The sequence below is a fragment of the Lentilactobacillus curieae genome, assembly GCF_000785105.2.
Lineage (GTDB): Bacteria > Bacillota > Bacilli > Lactobacillales > Lactobacillaceae > Lentilactobacillus > Lentilactobacillus curieae.
The window spans coordinates 2,034,515-2,054,422 of the sequence record NZ_CP018906.1; the positions used below are offsets into that span (position 1 = coordinate 2,034,515).

18 protein-coding genes and 2 other annotated features (1 of these 20 running past the window's edge) are annotated in these 19,908 nt (G+C 38.9%); all 18 genes read right to left on the reverse strand.

The window, feature by feature from the left end; genetic code table 11:
• Window positions 1–5 precede the first annotated feature (5 nt).
• Window positions 6–803, reverse strand: a complete 798-nt coding sequence (locus PL11_RS09895) for a TIGR00282 family metallophosphoesterase (RefSeq protein ID WP_035166948.1) — start codon at window positions 801–803, stop codon at window positions 6–8.
• Between the two features lie 97 nt (window positions 804–900).
• Entirely contained in the window at window positions 901–2,481 is a 1,581-nt protein-coding gene (rny, locus tag PL11_RS09900; protein WP_035166946.1) for a ribonuclease Y, read from the reverse strand.
• Between the two features lie 205 nt (window positions 2,482–2,686).
• Window positions 2,687–3,790: a recombinase RecA gene (recA, locus tag PL11_RS09905; protein WP_035166944.1), complete on the reverse strand. Its 1,104-nt coding sequence runs from the start codon at window positions 3,788–3,790 to the stop codon at window positions 2,687–2,689.
• A gap of 93 nt (window positions 3,791–3,883) precedes the next feature.
• Entirely contained in the window at window positions 3,884–4,354 is a 471-nt protein-coding gene (locus tag PL11_RS09910) for a CinA family protein (RefSeq protein WP_035166943.1), read from the reverse strand.
• A 67-nt stretch (window positions 4,355–4,421) separates the two neighbouring features.
• Window positions 4,422–5,003, reverse strand: a complete 582-nt coding sequence (pgsA, locus tag PL11_RS09915; RefSeq protein WP_035166941.1) for a CDP-diacylglycerol--glycerol-3-phosphate 3-phosphatidyltransferase — start codon at window positions 5,001–5,003, stop codon at window positions 4,422–4,424.
• 21 nt (window positions 5,004–5,024) lie between these two features.
• Window positions 5,025–6,032, reverse strand: a complete 1,008-nt coding sequence (locus PL11_RS09920; RefSeq protein WP_035166940.1) for a helix-turn-helix domain-containing protein — start codon at window positions 6,030–6,032, stop codon at window positions 5,025–5,027.
• 80 nt (window positions 6,033–6,112) lie between these two features.
• Complete coding sequence (gene yfmH / locus PL11_RS09925) at window positions 6,113–7,393, reverse strand: EF-P 5-aminopentanol modification-associated protein YfmH (protein ID WP_035166939.1); 1,281 nt, start codon at window positions 7,391–7,393, stop codon at window positions 6,113–6,115.
• The gene (yfmF, locus tag PL11_RS09930; protein ID WP_052127778.1) at window positions 7,380–8,657 is read right to left on the reverse strand and encodes an EF-P 5-aminopentanol modification-associated protein YfmF; all 1,278 of its coding nucleotides are present in this window, start codon (window positions 8,655–8,657) and stop codon (window positions 7,380–7,382) included. The genes yfmH and yfmF overlap by 14 nt, the downstream gene beginning before the upstream one ends.
• A 168-nt stretch (window positions 8,658–8,825) precedes the next feature.
• Window positions 8,826–9,680, reverse strand: coding sequence for an amino acid ABC transporter substrate-binding protein (locus PL11_RS09935; RefSeq protein ID WP_035166938.1), 855 nt, complete (start codon window positions 9,678–9,680; stop codon window positions 8,826–8,828).
• An 11-nt stretch (window positions 9,681–9,691) separates the two neighbouring features.
• Entirely contained in the window at window positions 9,692–10,327 is a 636-nt protein-coding gene (locus tag PL11_RS09940; protein WP_035166937.1) for an amino acid ABC transporter ATP-binding protein, read from the reverse strand.
• 11 nt (window positions 10,328–10,338) lie between these two features.
• Window positions 10,339–10,992: an amino acid ABC transporter permease gene (locus PL11_RS09945; protein ID WP_035166936.1), complete on the reverse strand. Its 654-nt coding sequence runs from the start codon at window positions 10,990–10,992 to the stop codon at window positions 10,339–10,341.
• 153 nt (window positions 10,993–11,145) lie between these two features.
• Window positions 11,146–11,374: a binding site (T-box leader), on the reverse strand.
• 60 nt (window positions 11,375–11,434) lie between these two features.
• A complete protein-coding gene (gene minD, locus PL11_RS09950; RefSeq protein WP_035166934.1) occupies window positions 11,435–12,241 on the reverse strand; it encodes a septum site-determining protein MinD in 807 nt (268 codons plus the stop codon).
• Window positions 12,234–12,923, reverse strand: coding sequence for a septum site-determining protein MinC (locus tag PL11_RS09955; protein WP_035166933.1), 690 nt, complete (start codon window positions 12,921–12,923; stop codon window positions 12,234–12,236). Before PL11_RS09955 ends, minD begins: the two co-directional genes overlap by 8 nt.
• 27 nt (window positions 12,924–12,950) lie before the next feature.
• Entirely contained in the window at window positions 12,951–13,478 is a 528-nt protein-coding gene (mreD, locus tag PL11_RS09960; RefSeq protein WP_035166932.1) for a rod shape-determining protein MreD, read from the reverse strand.
• A gap of 16 nt (window positions 13,479–13,494) precedes the next feature.
• The gene (gene mreC, locus PL11_RS09965; protein ID WP_191982067.1) at window positions 13,495–14,343 is read right to left on the reverse strand and encodes a rod shape-determining protein MreC; all 849 of its coding nucleotides are present in this window, start codon (window positions 14,341–14,343) and stop codon (window positions 13,495–13,497) included.
• A gap of 68 nt (window positions 14,344–14,411) precedes the next feature.
• Window positions 14,412–15,419: a rod shape-determining protein gene (locus tag PL11_RS09970; RefSeq protein ID WP_035166930.1), complete on the reverse strand. Its 1,008-nt coding sequence runs from the start codon at window positions 15,417–15,419 to the stop codon at window positions 14,412–14,414.
• A 152-nt stretch (window positions 15,420–15,571) separates the two neighbouring features.
• Window positions 15,572–16,882, reverse strand: a complete 1,311-nt coding sequence (locus PL11_RS09975) for a bifunctional folylpolyglutamate synthase/dihydrofolate synthase (RefSeq protein ID WP_035166929.1) — start codon at window positions 16,880–16,882, stop codon at window positions 15,572–15,574.
• A gap of 152 nt (window positions 16,883–17,034) precedes the next feature.
• Window positions 17,035–19,686: a valine--tRNA ligase gene (locus tag PL11_RS09980; protein ID WP_035166928.1), complete on the reverse strand. Its 2,652-nt coding sequence runs from the start codon at window positions 19,684–19,686 to the stop codon at window positions 17,035–17,037.
• Between the two features lie 42 nt (window positions 19,687–19,728).
• Window positions 19,729–19,908 (reverse strand) — a binding site (T-box leader) (it continues 27 nt past the right edge of the window).

Consider the following 19,908-nt stretch of genomic DNA (forward strand, 5'->3'; position numbering starts at 1 on the left):
TCTCCTTAAAAAAGTCCGTTCTCCATTTGCTTAACGGGTTCAATTTTAGTTGCGTTTCCAGTCTTTTCATCAATGTCTATGATACATCCACAAATGATTCCTCGACTATCTTCATCCACTTTATATCTTGCTGGACGCTGATTTAAAAATCTCTCAATGACACTTTTTTCTTGCATTCCAAGCATTCCATCAGCCGGCCCAGTCATCCCTGCGTCCGTAAGAAAAGCAGTTTTTCCATTGATAATTCTAGCGTCATTGGTTTGAACGTGAGTGTGAGTGCCAACAACTGCAGAAACTTCGCCACTCATATACTTAGCGAATGCTAACTTTTCGCTAGTGGCTTCAGCATGAAAGTCAACAAAGAATGCATCAGCTTCGGATTGTAAAGATTTTACCAGCTCAGTTGCTTCCCTAAAAGGATCATCTAAATTATCTAAAAATACTCTACCTTGAAAATTTAACACAGCAAGCCTGAAACCATTGACATTCATAATGGTATATCCTGTTCCAGGGACGTTTTCTCCCGGAAAATTGTACGGTCTGATCAACCGCTTCGAGTCATCAATAAAATCATTGATTTCGGGGTTGCTCCAAGCGTGGTTACCCAGAGTAACAACATCAACTCCAGATGACATCATTTCTTTGTAACCCGAAAGATTGATGCCCCTTCCCATTGGTGTTGAGTTTTCTCCATTAGCAATCGTGACTTGAGGCCGGTATTCCTGCTTTAATGCTGGAACATAATCCCTAATCATTTTCATTCCCTTATTTCCAACAACATCACCGATGAAAAGAATCCGCATTCTGTATTTCCTCATTACTTTCTATTATGTAATTTAAGTTTGATTATCAATAAGATTTTACAATTATAAAAGAAAAAAGACCAGCTTACCTGATCTTTTACTTTGCATATTCAACCGATCTGACTTCACGAATAACCGTGACCTTGATGTGGCCGGGATACTTCATTTCAGATTCAATTTTTTGTTTAATGTTTCTAGAAAGGACAATCGCCTGGGTGTCAGAGACATCGTTTGGCTTTGCAATTACCCTAATTTCTCTACCAGCTTGAATTGCATAACTCTTCTCAACTTCATCGAAACTATCGGTGATCTTTTCGAGGCTATCCAATCTGTGTACAAAGCTTTCCAAAGACTCACTGTGTGCACCTGGTCTAGAAATGGCAATCTTTTCAGCAACTGCAACTAACTCAGAAATAATAAATTCTGGTTGATTTCCTTCGTGATAAGCAGCAATGGAGTCGATAACTACGGGACTCTCATGATACTTCTTTGCTAAATCAACACCAACATCAACGTGAGATCCCTCAACACCGCTGTTGGCGGCCTTTCCTATATCGTGTAATAATCCTGCGCGCTTAGCTAAAGTAACATCCTCACCTAATTCAGACGCCAATGCGCCTGCTAACTTAGCAACCTCAATTGAATGACTTAACAGATTTTGACCATTAACAATCTTAAAGTTTAATTGACCAACCAGCTTGATCATATCAGGACCCATTGAGTGGATTCCGAGTTCAAACAACGTTTCTTCTCCAATTTCTTGGATACGTTGCTCAAGTTCTTTACGACTCTTATCAACCATCTCTTCAATGCGAGCTGGATGAATTCGGCCATCCTTTATCAATTTTTCAAGGGTCATCTTAGCGACTTCTCTTCTAATTGGATCAAATCCGCTTAACACAACCGCCTCGGGAGTATCATCGATAATTAAATCAACTCCAGTAAGGGTCTCAAAAGTACGAATGTTTCGGCCTTCACGACCAATGATTCGTCCCTTCATATCCTCATTAGGCAAATTAACAACTGTAACTGTCGTTTCAGACACAACGTCTGCTGAACTCTGTTGAATAGCTTCGATAATTAACTTCTTGGCATTCTCATCAGCTTCAGCAGCTGCCTGATCATAGCTCTCCTTAACCATTCGAGCCTTTTCATCAGTTAGCTTTGCATCTGTTTCCTTTAAAATCATTTCGCGCGCTTCGTCGTTTGACAACCCAGCAACACGTTCAATTTCTGATTGGCGTTTTTCAATAAGTGAGTTTGCTTCTTTTTGTTGTGATACTAAACTTTGTTGTTCCTTATTAATTCTTTGTTCTTTACGGTTAAGACTGTTTTCCCGCTTTTCGAAGGAAGAATCTTTCCGGTCTAGAGCCTCTTCACGCTGCAAAAGTCTATCTTCCTGTTTTTGAATTTCAGAGCGACGTTTTTTGAGCTCATTCTCAACAGTACTACGATAGCGATGATTATCTTCTTGAGCAGTTAACTTAGATTCCTTAATTAATGTGTCCGCCTTTTTCTTGGCATCTGCAATAATTTCACTAGCACTGCTTTTCGTAGATTGTTCTTCACGCAACTGAATTTTTTTCTGGGTAGTTTTCCCAAATATAAAACTAATAATTCCAACTATACCAGCAACAAGGATAGCGATGATTGCGAGGATTATTCCAGTCATATTCATGACTTCACCTCCAAATCATCATAAAATGATTATAGTTTAAACCAATAATAAGATGTTATTTGATTATTGACACAACTATTATTCTAATGTGTTGGCCTGACAGTGTCAATCATCTTCATCGTAATATCAATGTTTTCATGCAATTTTTCATTTATAGCAAAAAAGCAGTGGCAATTTAGCCACTACTTTTTGCTATAAATCAATTTTATTTGTCGATATTTAAATCTAAGCTTTCTGCTTCAGGTTTAGTTTCTTTGTCGTCCGCCTTGTTATCTTTGCCTTTTGGCTTGTCATCAGTCTTTTTACTATCTGATTGATCATCAGGAATCCCATAGGCTTCTCGAACTTTAGTTTCAACCTCGGCGTAAATATCTGGATGGTCAACAAGGTATTGCTTAGCGTTCTCTCTACCTTGGCCAATCCGATCCTCACCATATGAATACCAAGATCCAGATTTATTAACGATGTCCTTCTCAACGGCCATATCGATAAGTTCACCAGATTGAGAGATTCCTTGGCCATACATGATATCAACTTCGGCTCTTCTAAATGGAGGAGCTACCTTATTCTTAACCACTTTGATTCGGGTCCGGTTACCAATAATGTCAGTTCCATCTTTAATCTGTTCAGCTCTTCTAACTTCAAGTCTGATTGTTGAATAGAACTTCAATGCCCGGCCACCAGGAGTGGTTTCAGGATTACCAAACATAACCCCAACCTTTTCACGAATCTGGTTAATGAACAATGCAATTGTTTTAGTTTTGTTAATTGTTCCGGATAACTTACGAAGCGCTTGTGACATTAAACGAGCTTGTAACCCAACATGTTGGTCTCCCATTTCACCGTCAATTTCTGCTCGTGGAACCAATGCAGCAACTGAATCGACAACTACAATATCGATTGCACCACTGGTAACCAAGGCATCGGCAATCTGAAGCCCTTGTTCACCAGTATCTGGTTGTGAAAGCAACAAATCGTCAATGTTTACACCTAAATGAGTTGCATATACAGGATCCAACGCATTTTCGGCATCGATGTATGCTGCAGTTCCCCCACGTTTTTGAACTTCAGCAACGGCATGTAACGCAACCGTTGTTTTACCAGAACTTTCAGGACCGTAGATTTCAACGATTCTTCCTCGTGGATAGCCACCCACCCCAAGTGCTTCATCGAGGGCTAGTGAGCCAGTTGGAATTGTTGAAATTTGGGTATCGGCTTTGTCTCCCATTCGCATGATGGAGCCTTTTCCGAACTCTTTTTCAATACTCTTTAGCGCCTTATCTAAGGCAGCTTTTCTTTGGTCAGCCATTCGTTACCTCCCACTTTCCGTTAGGAAATGTTTACTAGTCAACTATACTAATGATTTTTAAAAAAATCAACAAAAATGCGAACAAAAGTTCGTTTATTTTTCAATTTCCGCCAAAACTAATTTTAGCCCTTGCTCAACACAATGTGTTCTAATTTCATTTCGACTACCATCGAAGTGATACTCCCTTGAATAAGTTTTATCACCCGGAAGCGCAATCCCGATAAAAACTGTTCCTGCTGGTTTACCTTCTAGTGAATCAGGACCAGCAGCTCCAGTAAATGAGATCCCGATATCTTTTCTTAGGATTGATCGTGCTTGATTTGCCATCCAAACAACAGTCTCACCACTTACTACCCCAAAAGTATCAATTACATCTTTTGGAATTCCCAGCAGTTGTTCCTTAACTTCATTCGAGTAGGTCACAAAACCACCCTCAAAGGCGCTTGAGACTCCAGGCACTTGGCCAATTGTACTTTGAAATTCACCTGCAGTTAAGCTTTCAGCAGCGGTAATTGAAATGTCTTTCTCAATCAGAAGATTTACCACGCGCTCTTGAATTGTCATTACCATTCCTCCCAAAGATATAGATACGAAAAAAGAAGATAAAAAATTATCTTCTTTTGAAAATTATTTAAAAAGAATCAGAGAAAATTGACCGATTTTTAACAAAATAATCAATCCCAGAATAAACTGTAAAGAACAAGCAAATGTATAACATAATTTCTCCAAGTGGTAAGTTAATTGCCGCAAAGAAGACGTTATTAAGTAGCAAGAAAATAATTGCCAACATCTGCGTTGTAGTTTTAATTTTCCCTGGCCAAGCGGCTGCCAATACCTGGCCATCATTTTCAACGATGATTAATCTTAGACCAGTAACTGCTAATTCCCGGCAAACGATTATGGCAACTACCCATGCAGGTGCCATATTTAACTCCACCAAAAAGATAAATGCTGTCATAACCAACATTTTGTCGGCTAATGGGTCAGCAAACTTGCCAAAGTTAGTGACCAAATGGTTTCTTCTAGCAATTTGACCATCCAAAAAATCAGTTAGCGAGGCAACGATGAAAACCAAAGCAGCAAGAAGTCGGCTTCCTGTTAAGACTGTTCCGCCAACCTGCATAACCCCCATTGTTGTAGGAATCGCTAAAATCAAAATGAAAAATGGTATCAAAATGATTCTAAAAATTGTTAATTTATTTGGTAAATTCATCTTAAGCCCTCAACATTCTTATTAATATCCTGTGGTACCTGTATCTGTACCTGTTTGGGTACCCGTAGTATCCGTTGTTGTATCAGTTGTTGATGAAGAAGTTTCAGTGCTTGATGAATCTGCTGAACCGTTAAGTTGGAGAATAACGTTTCTAACCTGACTTGATGCTGTTGGCAACTTCATTTGCTTACCATCAACAGAAATCTTGGTTACGGGTGCATTACCAGAATTAATTGTTACTGATGATGTATTCGCAGGAAGCGAAACGGTGTGTGATTTACCAGCAGTTAAAGCAGCTTGCCACAATGAACTACCGTCCGCAGTTACTGACATCCAAGCACTAGTTGCAGACGAGTCAGAAGTAGCTGAATCTGATCCTGATGCTTCTGTAACGCTTAGCTTAATTTTAGGCGTCTTGGAAGCACCTTTAACCCGATAAGTTAAATCAGAATCAGTTGCTGACAGTTGACTGAAACTAACTTTCGTATTTGAAGTTGAGGCCTTTTTCTTGGCTTTCTTGGCACTGGATGACTTACTGCTTGAGCTTGATCCAGAAACAGAAACTTTGCTAGTCTCAATTTCAGTCTTTGCAGTATTCCTAGTGCTTTTAGCTGCAGCAACCCAAATGGCAATCAAGATGATCAATACAACCACAGAAACGGCTGCAATCGGAATATAACGGCGAATTTTCTCAGTTCGCTCATCAGCTTTACGTTGAACTGAACGAGTTTGAGGATTGTCATCGTTTACTCGATCAACATATTCAGGATCTTCAGTATCCGGAAGCTTGTGGTTAAAGTCGTTTAACAATTCCTGACCGTTTAGTCCCACAGAGTCAGCGTATTGTTTAACGAAGGCTCTCACGTAGAACTCACCTGGTAAAGCATCGAAATTGTTATCTTCAATCGCCATTAAATAACGCTTTTGAATTTTGGTATTTTTTTGTAAATCATCAAGGGTATAACCTTTGGCCACCCTTGCATCGTGTAATTTTTGTCCAATTGTTACGGATTGGTTTTCGTTATCCATACTGATTCTCCATTACTTTTTTTATCATTAAGTCAAGTATAGCATATGATTTTCATCAGATTTACACCTTAAAAAATAATTTAAACTTTCTTTTGAACCGTTACACACCCTGGAGTGTAGTTTGCGAGAAAATTATTACTAATTATTTTAATGTCATCCAATGTCAATTTGCTGATAATCTCAATTTCATCGTAAATGGTTTGTGGTTTGTCGTCAAACCCATAAAATTGATTGGAGACTGCCTCTGGGGAATCCATCATAGCAACATAGTTACCTAACAGTTCCCTCTTTTGCAGTTCAAATTCTTCTGCCTTTGCATCCAGTAATTCAGGAATTGAATCAGCAATTCCCTTTAAGCTTGATACAAATTGGGCAGGATCATCTGTATCTCCAGCCAACATGGCAAATTGAAAGCCTCGTTCAACTTCAATTTCAAATGAAAATGAATCATCAATTATCCCTTGATGGTAAAGCTCATCATACTGGGAAGAGTTTTCTGAGAAAAACAGGTTCATCAATAAATTTAGTCCTAATTCGTGCCGTAATCCTTCATCCCCACTCAACTGCTTATCCAAATTACTTCTTAGAGTAAATGCAGCCTTAGGTCTTGATACGTCCATAGTAATGATTTCTGTGCGCCCCTCAACATCCTCGGGCTTAGGAGCAACAAATTTAACATTCCTATTGCGCTTTGGATACTGCGTTTGGTTTTCACGAATAACTGTCATCAACTTCTCTGGGTCTAAGTTACCACTAACAATTAACGTCATATTATCAGGACGGTAAAATGTATCGTAAGCCAAATTCAGATCTTCCACCGTAATTTTTGCCAATGATTCATCAGTTCCAGCTATGTCATCTGCTAATGATGTCCCTTTATACATAGATTGAACACTCGACGTAAATAACTGATTATCGGGATCATTTTTGTACATATTTATTTCTTGAGAAATGATTCCCTTTTCGCGTTCGACCTTTTGCTTGTCAAAGTATGGTTGCATCACAAAATTAAGGAGCAACTCTAGGTTTTCCTTTGCATTATCCGTTGATGAAAATACGTAGTTGGTTTTAGTGAATGAGGTGTACGCATTTGACCTACCACCATTTTTATTAAACAACTCAAAAACATCATAATCTTTTTTATCAAACATCTTATGCTCTAAGAAATGCGCAATTCCTGCTGGCTGAGTGATCAACTTACCATCACGAACAAACTTCGAGTCCGCTGAACCGTAGTTAACACTAAGTACGGCAGAGGTCCGATTAAACCCTGCCATGGGGTGTAAAAATACTCTCAATCCGTTAGGGAGAGTCTCTTGAAATAACTGTTCACTGAACTCAGGATAATTAATTATTTTCATCCGAACCTCCATTACCCTTTAAGGCAAAAACTGCTCGCAATTTTATTTGCTTGGCTAAGTCAACCACGTCAGACTTTTTAACTGACTTAACGCCGGCTATAAAGTCGTCGTCATCAACACTAGCGTTAGTAATCTCTTTGACAAAAAGCTTTTCGATTTGTGCCCCAAGTGAGTCCGCACTAGATTTTCGCTGGTCAATTAGTGATTGTTTGATTCCCGAAATTACTGTATCGTCAATATTTCCATTCATAATTTTTTCAATGGATTTAGCAACTAAATCTTCAACTAACGGTTGATTTTGAGGTAAGATTCCTGCTGATACCGACAAAGTTCCGTTCAAAGAATTATATGATGAAGAAATATCATAGGCTAGGCTCTGATCCTCACGCACATCATTAAACAGGACTGACTGAGGTGAGCCACCCAGTACCTGGTTCAAAACAATTGCATTATAATAATCAGGATCATTTGAAAGAATTGGTAACTCGTAACCCATGGTTAACACAGTTTGATCAATTTCTAATTTTTGTTCTTTTCGAGCTACCTTATCAATTTGCGGTAATTTAACAAACGGATCTAGTTTGACAAATTGATGATCCGTATTGGGAATGATTTCATCTAATTGATTAACAAACTCGTCATCGATATGACCACCGATAAATCCCATAATGTTGGCATTTTTTAATAACCACTGATAGAAATCAAATAAATCAGCTGCCGTGGTTTTTTGAAGCTGATCAATTGTTCCGTATAAAAAGCTTCCGTGGTTAATGTCGTTTGGAAACATTAATTTTTGCAACTGGATAGTTGCATAGTATTCGCGGTTTTCAATAATTGAGTTGAAGTAATTGAGTAGATTGGCTTTATGTAAATTAAAAAAGCTCTCCTCAAACTGATTACCACCTATTAGTGGATGATTAATAACCTCATCGAGGAATCCCATTATTTCTGAAACAACGTGATGATTATCTGGAAGGTATTTATCATTTGGAAAACTAATATTGATTCGAAGTGTGTGAACATCTCCGTATCTTAAAACTGTAACTCCGAAACTGGCACCATACATTCTCGAAAGCTGTCTAGAAACCTCCGTCTCACTGGAATATTTACTTGTGGCATTTCCGAGTAATTCACTCAATAGCGCCATTTTCGCAAAGTTCTTCTCATCTGACTTAAGCGTAAAGTAAATAGTAATTTTGGTAGTTTTAAATTTATCGGTATTATGAGTAAAAATTCGATAATTTTTTGATTTAATTTCGTTCACAAGCATCCTCCTTGGATGAATCACAAATTTCATGGTAAATGAACCAGGCCAAAATCTCAATAGCGAATGTTTCAAATTAATAAAAAAACTGAATTTTAACCAAATAAATGAGCGCTACAGAACTTTTAATCGTCCGTAACGCTCGCTATACTCAATAATCTACGATAATCACTTATTATTTAAAAGAGGTGAAGATACTTTACTTCCAAACCACTTCTGGTCAATTTGTTTTAACTTACCATTCTTAGCTAATTCCTTTAGGCCTTGGTCAATTTTTTGCTTGAGCATTGTATCACCTTTTCGCATTCCAACGCCATAGTATTCCTTTGGAAAATTGCTTTTAATAACTTTGAATGATTTTCGGTCAGACTGGTGAGCAATGTAATAGTCAGCATAAATGCTATCTATCAATAACCCTTGAATTCTGTTTGAATTCAAATCAATGAACGCATCTGTGAAGGAATCATACAATACGGGACTGTGACCCTTGATCCGATCTTTCAGCAACTTAGGCTGGTTATCAATATCCATTGCCCCAGCGGATCCATTTTGGACCCCGGCAACTTTACCCTGCATGTCCGCAAAACTATTGATGTTATTTTTCTTCTTAGTAACTAAAATTTGGTCGTTCACTAAGTATGGAGTACTAAACGAAACCGCCTTAGATCTTTGCGGCGTAATTGAAAAACCATTCCAAATTAAATCAATCGTCCCATTGCGCAACTCAGTAACGTTCATTGACCAATCAATTGGCTGAAAATCAACCTTAATTCCATACTGTTTGAAAACAGCTTTGGCAAGGTCAACATCGTAACCAACAATTTTGCCACTCTTAGTCTGAAATCCCATTGGAACAAAACTATCATCAAGACCAATAACAATCTTCTTTTGCTTCTGAACGGTCTCCCAGGTGTCAGGCTTACTCTCTAATTTTTGTCGTGATTCAATTCGGCAACCTGATAAAAGTAGCGGAATCATTATCAATGTCACTGCGAACAAACTGCGAATCAATCTCTTCTTCATCCAACCACCCCTTACTTCAGTTGCTCAACCCGTAAAATATTATCAGCAATTTTTTCTGCAAAATCCATATCATGGGTAACAACTAACTGAGTCATTCCTTGTTGCTTCAAATCGATAATAATTTTGGCAACTTCATCTCTCAGCTCGGGATCAAGTGCAGATGTTGGCTCATCATAGCAAAGAACCTTAGGATTCATTGCCAAAGCCCGAACAATAGCGACCCGCTGTTTTTGGCCACCTGACAGCTGATATGGGTATAAATCTTCTTTTCCTTCGAGGCCCAACCGTGCTAAAAGTTCGCTAGCTGACTTTTCTAATTCATCTAGGCTTTCTTTCTTAACCAATCTGGGTGCCAGAGTAATATTGTCCAATACCGTTAAATTTGGAAATAATTGATAGTCCTGAAAAACCACCCCAATAATCATGTTTTTGGGATTAGAATCAGTTGGATCAAACTTTTGGTTATCCCAGTAAAATTCACCAGAGTCAACCTTCTCTAATCCAGTAATACACCTGAGAAGAGTTGTTTTTCCAGCTCCGGATGGTCCAACCACTGATAATATTTCTTGATCTTTAACCTGTACAGACAGGTCATCAATAATCGTTCTGTTTCCAAATCGTTTAACTAAATTTTTTACTTCTAACATTGATGACACTCCTATCTCCAAACACTGGATTTCTTTTCAATTAATCTTAGGATCACTGTGCATACAGCCGTCAATAACAGGTAAATTACCCCTGCAAAAATCAGCGGTAATAATGTGACATCCCTTGCACTAGCAACGTTTCCAGCGCGTAGTAGGTCTCCTAAACCAATTACGTAGACCAATGATGAATCCTTGATCAAATTGATAACTTCGTTTCCAATGGATGGCAACACAATTTTAAACACTTGTGGGATTACGATGTAGCGGATTGTTTGCCAATACGTAAGTCTAAGTACCCGAGCACTCTCAAGTTGACCCTTGGGAACTGCTTGAAAACCGCCCCGAAAGATTTCTGCAAAGTATGCGGTGTAGTTTAATATAAATGCAAATAAAGCCGCTTCGTACCGAGGAAAAACAATTGCAAAAGGATGCATCAAAGGTAGCCCATAAAAGACAATTATTAATTGCAGCAACAATGGCGTTCCTCTCATCAACCAAACATAGAAGTTAATTAGCCAAACTAAGGGCTTAAACTTGCTTAACATGCCCAAACCCACAATTGCTCCTAGTGGAATTGAGGCAATTAATGTCCAAAAAAATACTGATAATGTCATTTTTGTTCCAGATAATAATGCTGGTAAAATTTGTCCTAAATAATCTAACATAATAATTCCTCCATAAAAAAAGTCCCCTTGATAATTTACCAAGAGGGCGATGGTTTTCGCGGTTCCACCTCAATTCGTAGTGGACTCGCGCCCACTACCTCAAGAAGTTTAATTACTACTTTGAAAAACAAAAAATCCTCTTAGGCAAAAGCCTAAGAGGACGATTGTTAAATCGTGGTGCCACCTCATGTTCGTCTACAGCGTAGACCTCAAGAGTTTAGTAACTAAACTTCAGCAATAACGTGCTCACCGTTTTTCCCTACTAAAGCTTTCAGGAAAATGACTCCCAGATGTGAACTAAGCATCGCCAACATCATCATTCCACCAAATTGATGATTCTCTGTAGAAGTTGATAACCTAGATTTCTGATCATAGTCTTTATTAATGTAAAATGTTAGTTTAAATAATACTTAAAGATAAGCCATTCGTCAAGTTCAAATAGCTAATTCTTTTTAAACCAACCAGTAAACTTTTGCCAGAACGAAGCTTTTGACTCTTCCTTCATTTCCATCAAAGGAACAGATTCGCCAGTAATTCTACGCGCAATATCTCGATATCCTTGACCGGCAGGATTATCTGAATCTAATACGATTGGTTCACCATGATTAGAAGTTGAAATAACGGCGTCATCATCAAACACAATCCCTAATAATTCAACTCCCAAATGATGGGTGATTTCATCAACATCCATCACTGAACCATCTTTCATCATGTGCGTCCGAATACGGTTAATGATTAATAATGGTTCTTCCTTTAGTGGATGGGTTTCAAGCAATCCAACGACGCGATCAGCATCACGGACTGCCGAAATTTCAGGTGTAGTAACAATCAAAGCACCGTCTGCACCAGCAATTGCATTCATAAATCCTTGTTCAATTCCTGCAGGACAATCAATTAAGACATAATCGAAATCTGGTTTTAATTCTTCCACGATTTCAACAACTTCATCCTCTGTTAATGCAGTCTTATCAGTATTTTGTGCGGCTGGTAATAGATAAAGGAGATCATCAAATCTCTTATCCTTTACCAGGGCATGTGCTAATTTAGCGCGACCTGCTGCCACATCGACAATATCGTACATGATACGGTTGTCTAACCCCAAAACAACATCAAGGTTTCTCAAACCAATATCAAGGTCAAGCAATACCACCTTTTTGCCCATCATTGCTAATGCGGTACCGATGTTGGCAGAAGAAGTTGTCTTACCAACACCACCTTTACCTGAAGTGATAACTAACGCTTTACCCATTATTGACTCCTCCAATCTGGTTAAAGAACTTTGGGTTAATCTCGTTTAAATCCTCAACTTCGCCGTAATCAAGCAAATGAAGATCGTTAACATATGAAACTGTGGATTCGTTAATCTTGTCACTCTTGGGAGAGTCATCTAGGATTTCGAATTGCTCACCAATTCTAACTTGCTGAGCATTATGTACGTCCCCAATAATCAGCTTATCTTCCATATTGGGGTACCCTGCTTGAATAATACCATCAACTTGTCCCAAAACGAATAAATTACCGCTGACGAATAACTTACCCCCTTCATGGACATTCCCAAGAAATAATACGTCTCCTGTTACTGTTTCTACCTGACCATTTCGAATTGTCTTATCAAGAATATGAACGGTCTGTTGTTCAATAATTCTCTTTGACTCTTCTTTAGTAACAACATCTGAATTGATACGATGAATTGAAAAGTCAGGATAGTTTGCAAATACTTTCTCAATTTCGGAACGTTCGTCTGAATTAAACAAACGGCTTCCCGTTGTAATTTCAAACGCAATTTTTTGCGGTTTTGTTGAAGCCGTCTGCGTTTTTAAGTTGTCCAGTAGCTTAACCAATGATTTAAAGATATCATCGTACGCAGCCCGATCACTCAAGATTATTTCGTAACCATCATTACTGCCTTTCAAAACAGCTGCCTCTGCCATCAATACCTACCCCCTAAGATTTCCAAATTAACGTCTATGTCTAGCATACAACGATTCAATTGGAAAATAACATATTGCAAAGAAAAATAAATTCAATGCCAAAGTTGGGGCCAAAGCATTTACCAGAAAAATAGATGCTGACGGCTCAACCTGGCCAACAAAGATGTTTGCTAGCCAATTTAGACTAATAGCAAAAGTAACATCAATGAAGAAAACCAAAAAACCACTCAGAAAATTTTTAGGTAACGATTCATAAATCGCCTGGCCTATATAAACGACAAGTGGAAATATGAATACGTAAACCCCTAGCAAGCCTGTGTAGTACGAATCAAAGACAAAACCAATGATTGCTGCCCAGATACCCACGTGAAGACGTTTTATTCTAGTAGAGAAGAATGCCGTCATACATAGCCACATCAGGGTTAAATACGGAACCATTGAATTTGGTGCTGCATACAACACACTTGCAAACGCTTGACTTATCGAACCATCCAAGAAAAACGCCAATATTAGACCAACTATAAAAATAACCGAAACCGGAATTCTTCTTTTCAACTATACCAGCCCCCAATTACTCTTTAACCGCAACAGAGACGATTTCAATATCATGAAGATCCGCTGCAGGCTTAATGTATACCTTTTTAGCTAGTCCATAATCATCTTTACCAACTTTTGAAACAGTTCCAATGTAAATTCCCTTAGGAACAACACCGCCTAATCCAGAAGTAGCAACTTTATCGCCCTTAGAAATTTTTTCCTTCGACGTAATGTTACCCATAATCAGTTGACTCGTATCATCGTTATAATCAGTAATGATTCCGTTTAGCACTTTACCGCCATCTCCTGCAATTTGCACAGCAAATCTATTGGAATTCTCAGCAGTATTTGAAATCAAAACAACCTTACTATTCGTCTTGTTAACTTCTGAAACCGTTCCAATCAATCCTTGTCCAGCAATAACTGGCATGTTCTTTTTAATTCCCGAAGCTTGTCCTTTATTGATAATCAATTGACTTGCCCAAGATGATGGTGTTCTTGAAATAACCGCAGCGTTAATCTTGTCATAGCTAGTCATTGTTGAACCAACTTGTAGCTGTTGTTTCAACTGCTTGTTTTCCTTTTCCAGTGCCTGATCCTTAACCTGGGTCTGCACTAGTTGATCAACCTTTGATTTAAGTTGCTCGTTTTCCTGATAGGTATTGAGCAAATTCTTTAGAGATACAAAACCGTGCTGAATTCCATTCATTGGAGTTGCAACGAACCGGTCACCAAAACCAACAATATCATTACCAAATTGTTGAATTACAGGCGGTGTACTGCGTTTGTTTCTCACAGATACGGATAATGTCATTAAACCAAAACTGATGATCAAGCAGATAATTATAATTACCAACTTTCTGTTGGAAAAGAACTTTTGCATAATTGCCTCCATCAGTCAATCGTTCATAAAATAAGCCCTAAGAAATTCCTAAGGCTTAAAAAACGATACTATTGTTTTTTCTTAATCACGTTAATACTCTTCAATGACTCGCCAGTACCAATGGCAACACAGTCCAAAGGATCCGGAGCAATGGTTACAGGAACTTGAGTTTCTTCAGCAATAACTTCCGGAAGGTTCTTAAGTAGAGCACCACCACCAGTTAGCACAATACCATGATCAATAACATCAGCGGCAATTTCGGGAGAAGTCTCTTCCAAAGTTTCCTTAACTGTATCAATGATTTCAGCAACTGACTCTGCGATTGCAGCGTTAACATCAACACCACTAACTTCAACAGTAGTTGGAAGTCCAGTAACTAAGTCTCGACCACGAACTGGAACTGGTTCAATATCCTTGGCAGCCTTAGCTGACGCAGAACCAATGTCCCATTTAAGTTGTTCAGCAGTTCTTTCACCAATCAGTAAGTTGTACTTTTGGCGAACAAATCCAATAATTGAATCGTTTAGCTTATCTCCAGCCATTCTCACTGAACGACTTGAAACAATCCCACCAAGTGAAATCGTGGCAACATCAGTTGTACCACCACCAATATCAACAACCATTGAACCGGTCGGATCCATAACAGGAAGCCCTGCTCCAATAGCAGCTGCAAATGGTTCTTCAATTACGTAGGCATCCCTTGCACCTGCAACTCTCGTTGCATCGATAACCGCACGCTTTTCAACGGCGGTAATTCCAGTAGGAACACAAACCATAACATAAGGTTTCCCTGAAGAATGGCCAAGTGCTTTTTCAATAAAGTACTTCATCATGGCAACTGTGGTGTCGTAATCAGCAATAACACCATCTTTCATTGGTCTAACTGCTTGAATACTACCTGGAGTTCTACCAACCATTGCGCGGGCTTCTTCACCCACGGCAATTACTTCGCCGTCCTTTGTGCTTTTTGCTACAACTGATGGTTCTCGGAGGACGATTCCTTTCCCATCAACGTAAACGATCGTGTTTGCTGTACCAAGATCGATTCCGATATTTTTTTCTCCTAGTCCGAACACGGTATTCCATCCCTTCAATTCACTACAAAAGTTTTTATACGCTTTTTTCGCATTTTAATGTTTTAACGAAATAAGTATAGCATACCAGGTAAAAAAATAAATTATTTCCATGAAAACAGGTTACTATCTTAAAACAAACCTTAGAATTAATCCTAATATTCTAATAAAAATGCCCTTACATCTGAAATAAAGTAAAGTGAGCCAGTCAACAACAACAAATCATCGGCACCCATTTTGGCTTTAATATGATTGATTGCCTCTTTGTAGTCCGGTTCAAAATTGACTTTAACCCCGTTTTTGTTTTCTGCTTGTTCAACGGAAACTGCGTCGAATAGTTCCCGGTTCATCGGTGTATTAAACGTTGTCAACGTGATCTCTACGTTGTTGACCTTACTCATTTCATCCACAAATTCCTTTGCCTGCTTATCTGCGAGAATCGCAATTACAATATAAATTTTCCCAGAAAAATAGTTTGTATTAAGCAACTTCACGAGCTGTTGGGCAGCCGGAACGTTATGGGCACCGTCAATATAAATGAATGGTCGGGAACTCAGCCGTTCAAATCGACCAGCCCAGCTAGTTATTTTGATTGCGTCCTGAATGCTATATCCATTTGGCTGAATGTTATTTAACTTGCAATATACAAGATATGCTGAAACTGCGACAGAAGCGTTGTGTGCCTGAAACTCACCAAGTAATTTAGTTTTGAGATTTAGACTATAATTGAAACCGGAATATACGAATCTTTCCATCCAATCCTTAACTTCACTGTAGCTAGCATGAAAGTCCCTTCCAAGCTTATAAAGTGTGCTACCGTGTGAATTCGCTGTTTGTTGAATCACCTTCATCGGTCCAGCCGCCACATTTCCAACCACGACCGGAACGTTATCCTTGATAATCCCTGCTTTTTGAGCGGCAATTTTTTCCAATGTATCCCCAAGAATATTCATGTGATCATAACCTATCGTCGTTATTACTGAAACCTGTGGGGTAACCACATTTGTCGAATCAAATAGACCGCCAAGCCCCGTTTCAATCAAAACAACGTCTGCATGACCTTCAGCAAAGTAGCTAAACATCATGGCCGTTATAATTTCAAATTCTGTCGGACCGCCTTCAGGTAATTCATTATCCAGCTGGTCCACAATTGGCTTGACGTGGTTTGCCAATCTGAGAATTTCCGCGTCACTGATTGGTTCACCATTAACACTGATTCGTTCATTGAATTTAATCAAAAATGGAGAGGTGAAACTGCCAACTTGATAACCAGTCAACTGAAAGAGGTATCTCAAATACGCGAGTGTCGAACCTTTTCCATTGGTTCCCGCTATGTGAATTGCATTGACTTTTTTTTGAGGGTTACCCAGTAATTCCAAAAACTTGAACATCCTTTTCAAGGTCGGAATCTTTTTAAACTTTGTGCGTCCATGGATAAAATCAAGTGCTTCTTTATATGAATCCAACTGTCTATCTCCTTACATAATTATCATTAAACCCATAATAAACTAAAATGGAGGCCATTAATATCCCAAATTAGAATATTAACAGCCTCCACTCAAGAATCTTCAAATAAGCCAAAAATCATCATTAATTCAGGCAAATTTACTTAATATCATTAAAGTTGACTTGTGATTTGTGCTAAACGAGCTTTCGCCGCAGTTAACTTAGTTTCGTAGTCAGCTTGCTTTTCTCTTTCCTTTGCCACAACATCGTCAGGTGCATTGTCAACAAAGCGTGCGTTACCCAGTTTTTTCTTTGAGCGAGTAACTTCAGATTCAAATTTCTCAACTTCTTTAGCTACTCTGTCCTTCTCTTCATTCAAGTCAACTAGCTCAGCGAGTGGTACGTACACTGTTGCATCAGTAATAACTGCAGACATTGCTAAATCAGGTGCTTCAATATCAGTGGCAATTTGCAATTCCTTATCGTGTGTAAACCGATCAATGTAAATCTTATTTTCTTCAAAGATGGCCTTTAAATTAGCATTCTTAGTAGAAATCATAAGATCAATTGGTGATGATAAAGGTGCATTTGCCTCAGAGCGAATATTTCTTACAGCCTTAATCAAGTCAATCAATGAAGTCATATCAGCTTCTGCCTTAGGATCGTCAAACTCATCGTGAACCGTTGGATAAGGAGCATTAACAATCGTATCACCCTCATGAGGCATTGATTGCCAAATGTTTTCAGTTACGAATGGCATAATTGGGTGCATTAGCTTTAGAGTTTGGTCCAAAACGTATGCCAGTACATTTTGAGTATTACGCTTAGAATCGCCATCTTCGCTAGACAACGCCTCCTTACTCATTTCAATGTACCAATCACAGAAATCGTTCCAAATAAAGTCATAAAGAGCGCGGCCAGCTTCACCAAAGTTAAACTTATCAAACTCACGGGTCACATGCGCAATGGTTTCATTTAAGCGGCTAAGAATCCACTTGTCAGAAAGTTCCCATTGTGATTTATCTGGTAATTCAGGCTTGGTGATTCCATCAAGGTTCATAATTACGTAACGGCTAGCGTTCCAAATCTTGTTTATAAAGTTCCATGCCGAATCCATCTTGTCATAACTGAATCGTAAGTCTTGTCCTGGTGTAGTTCCTGTTGATAAGAACCAACGCAATGCGTCTGCACCATACTTGTCGATAACGTCCATAGGATCGATTCCGTTTCCTAGTGACTTAGACATCTTTCTACCCTGTTCATCACGAATTAAACCGTGAAGTAATACGTTCTTGAAAGGCCGACGTTCAGTAAATTCCAAACTTTGGAAAATCATTCTTGAAACCCAGAAGAACAAAATATCATAACCCGTAACTAAAGTATCAGTTGGGAAATAACGTTTAAAGTCTTCAGTTTCATCTGGCCAACCCATAGTAGAAAATGGCCAGAGGGCAGAAGAGAACCAAGTATCAAGAACATCAGGATCCTGTTCCCAATTTTCAATATCCTTAGGAGCTTCTTCGCCAACGTAAGTTTCGCCAGTCTCTTTGTTGTACCATGCTGGGATTTGGTGTCCCCACCACAATTGGCGAGAGATAACCCAATCATGAACATTCTCCATCCATTGAGTGAAGGTATCTTCGAATCGTTCTGGGAAGAAACTAACGCTATCGTCAGTATCCTGATTCTTAATTGCTTGTTCTGCAAGTGGCTTCATCTTAACAAACCACTGAGTTGAAAGTCGGGCTTCAACTTGAACCCCAGTTCGTTCTGAATGGCCAACTGAATGGACAATTGGATCAATGCTAATCATCAATCCTTCATTTTGCAAATCTTCAACCATTGCTTTTCTAGCATCAAATCTGTCCATGCCAGCATATTTACCAGCATTTTCATTCATTGAAGCGTCTTCGTTCATAGTGTTGATTCGTTCCAAATCATGACGGTTACCAACCTTAAAGTCATTAGGATCATGAGCAGGAGTAATCTTAACCATTCCTGTTCCAAACTCAGGATCAACGTATTGATCAGCGATAATTGGCACTTCTCTGTTAATTAAAGGAACCAAGACTTTTTTGCCAACCAATTCCTTGTAACGTTCATCACTAGGGTTAACAGCAACCGCAGTATCACCCATCATTGTTTCCGGACGGGTAGTGACGATTTCGATGTAATCTTTACCGTTAAAAGTTGTTCCATCAGTGAATGGATATTTAACGTGATAAAAGGCTCCTTTATCATCCTTATGGATAACCTCAATGTCAGACAATGCAGTTCTAGCTTGGGGATCCCAGTTGATGATGTATTCTCCACGATAGATCAAACCCTTTTCGTAAAGCTTAACAAAGACTTTGCGAACAGCTTTTGATAGGCCTTCATCGAGGGTAAACCTCTCACGACTATAATCCAAAGAAAGACCTAGCTTGCCCCATTGTGTCTTGATAGTAGCAGCGAAGTCATCCTTCCACTCCCAAACCTTTTCCACGAACTTTTCTCGGCCTAGATCGTAACGGGAAATGCCTTGGTCACGTAACTTAGCTTCAACCTTGGCTTGAGTAGCAATTCCCGCATGATCCATTCCTGGAAGCCATAGGGTATCGAAGCCTTGCATCCGTTTTTGTCTAATAATCATATCTTGCAAAGTTGTATCCCAGGCATGGCCTAAGTGCAACTTTCCAGTAACGTTAGGTGGTGGCAAAACAATTGAATATGGTTTTGCTTTTTTATCTCCACTTGGTTTAAATACACCATCATCTAACCATTTATCATAACGGCCTTTTTCAACCTCTGTTGGGTTGTACTTGGTCGACATTTCTTTCGTCATCTAATCGCCTCTTTCTCAAAATAAAAAGCACCTCATCCTAATGATTAGGACGAGATGCTCGCGGTACCACCTAAATTGGGCTATTAACCCCACTTAATATCGAATAACGGTCGAACTTACCGATCCACCCTCAATTTCGAATGGATAGCTCACAAGCTACTTTCTCGCTGCTCTGATTAAACGTCTCTCAGCAAATGACGTTCTCTCTGAAAACCAGTCACA

Bases quoted from the DNA above. Each gene is read 5' to 3' on its own strand.
- rny (WP_035166946.1), bottom strand. From the start codon at position 2,481: ATGAATATGACTGGAATAATCCTCGCAATCATCGCTATCCTTGTTGCT.
- PL11_RS09955 (WP_035166933.1), bottom strand. From the start codon at position 12,923: ATGGCAGAGGCAGCTGTTTTGAAAGGCAGTAATGATGGTTACGAAATA.
- PL11_RS09945 (WP_035166936.1), bottom strand. From the start codon at position 10,992: ATGTTAGATTATTTAGGACAAATTTTACCAGCATTATTATCTGGAACA.
- PL11_RS09940 (WP_035166937.1), bottom strand. From the start codon at position 10,327: ATGTTAGAAGTAAAAAATTTAGTTAAACGATTTGGAAACAGAACGATT.
- mreC (WP_191982067.1), bottom strand. From the start codon at position 14,343: ATGCAAAAGTTCTTTTCCAACAGAAAGTTGGTAATTATAATTATCTGC.
- PL11_RS09895 (WP_035166948.1), bottom strand. From the start codon at position 803: ATGCGGATTCTTTTCATCGGTGATGTTGTTGGAAATAAGGGAATGAAA.
- yfmH (WP_035166939.1), bottom strand. From the start codon at position 7,393: ATGAAAATAATTAATTATCCTGAGTTCAGTGAACAGTTATTTCAAGAG.
- recA (WP_035166944.1), bottom strand. From the start codon at position 3,790: ATGGCTGACCAAAGAAAAGCTGCCTTAGATAAGGCGCTAAAGAGTATT.
- PL11_RS09935 (WP_035166938.1), bottom strand. From the start codon at position 9,680: ATGAAGAAGAGATTGATTCGCAGTTTGTTCGCAGTGACATTGATAATG.
- PL11_RS09910 (WP_035166943.1), bottom strand. From the start codon at position 4,354: ATGACAATTCAAGAGCGCGTGGTAAATCTTCTGATTGAGAAAGACATT.
- pgsA (WP_035166941.1), bottom strand. From the start codon at position 5,003: ATGAATTTACCAAATAAATTAACAATTTTTAGAATCATTTTGATACCA.
- PL11_RS09920 (WP_035166940.1), bottom strand. From the start codon at position 6,032: ATGGATAACGAAAACCAATCCGTAACAATTGGACAAAAATTACACGAT.
- minD (WP_035166934.1), bottom strand. From the start codon at position 12,241: ATGGGTAAAGCGTTAGTTATCACTTCAGGTAAAGGTGGTGTTGGTAAG.
- PL11_RS09980 (WP_035166928.1), bottom strand. From the start codon at position 19,686: ATGACGAAAGAAATGTCGACCAAGTACAACCCAACAGAGGTTGAAAAA.